Annotated in this window: 1 protein-coding gene; it reads left to right on the forward strand. The window is 50.6% G+C overall.

Going from position 1 to position 781, the window contains the following annotated elements; all coding sequences use genetic code 11:
- Nucleotides 1-781 (forward strand): aconitase family protein (locus E2K52_RS14515; protein ID WP_264765949.1); only part of this gene is annotated, 781 nt, incomplete at both ends.

The raw sequence follows: 781 nt of genomic DNA on the forward strand, positions 1-781 counted from the left end.
TCAATCCGGTGGTACCAACGCAATTGATCGTTGATCACTCTTTAGCGGTGGAATATGGCGGTTTTGACCCGGATGCTTTTGAAAAAAACCGGGCCATTGAAGACCGTCGTAATGAAGACCGTTTCCATTTTATTGAGTGGACCAAAACCGCGTTTGAAAATGTCGATGTGATTCCGGCCGGTAACGGCATCATGCACCAGATCAATCTGGAGAAAATGTCTCCAGTCATCCAAAACCGTGATGGTGTGGCATTCCCGGATACTTGTGTCGGTACGGATTCACATACACCGCATACCGATGCTCTGGGCGTGATTTCAATCGGGGTGGGCGGTTTAGAAGCTGAAAACGTAATGCTCGGCCGTGCTTCGTGGATGCGTTTGCCTGATATTATCGGGGTGGAGCTGGTCGGTCAGCGTCAGCCGGGCATTACCGCAACTGATATTGTACTGGCACTCACAGAATTCTTGCGTCAAGAGCGTGTAGTGGGCGCCTATCTGGAATTCTTTGGTGAAGGTGCAGACAGCATGTCGGTAGGGGATCGTGCGACGATTTCCAACATGACGCCTGAATATGGTGCAACTGCAGCAATGTTCTACATCGACCAGAACACCATTGATTATTTAACGCTGACGGGTCGTGAAGCCGAGCAGGTCAAGCTGGTTGAAACCTATGCCAAGGAAATTGGTCTTTGGGCCTCAGACATGACTCAGGCGGAATATCCGCGTGTGCTGCGTTTCGACCTTTCTACCGTCACACGTAACATTGCCGGACCTTCCAATCC

The sequence above is a fragment of the Acinetobacter sp. RF14B genome (assembly GCF_006864105.1).
Taxonomy (GTDB): Bacteria; Pseudomonadota; Gammaproteobacteria; order Pseudomonadales; family Moraxellaceae; genus Acinetobacter; species Acinetobacter lwoffii_C.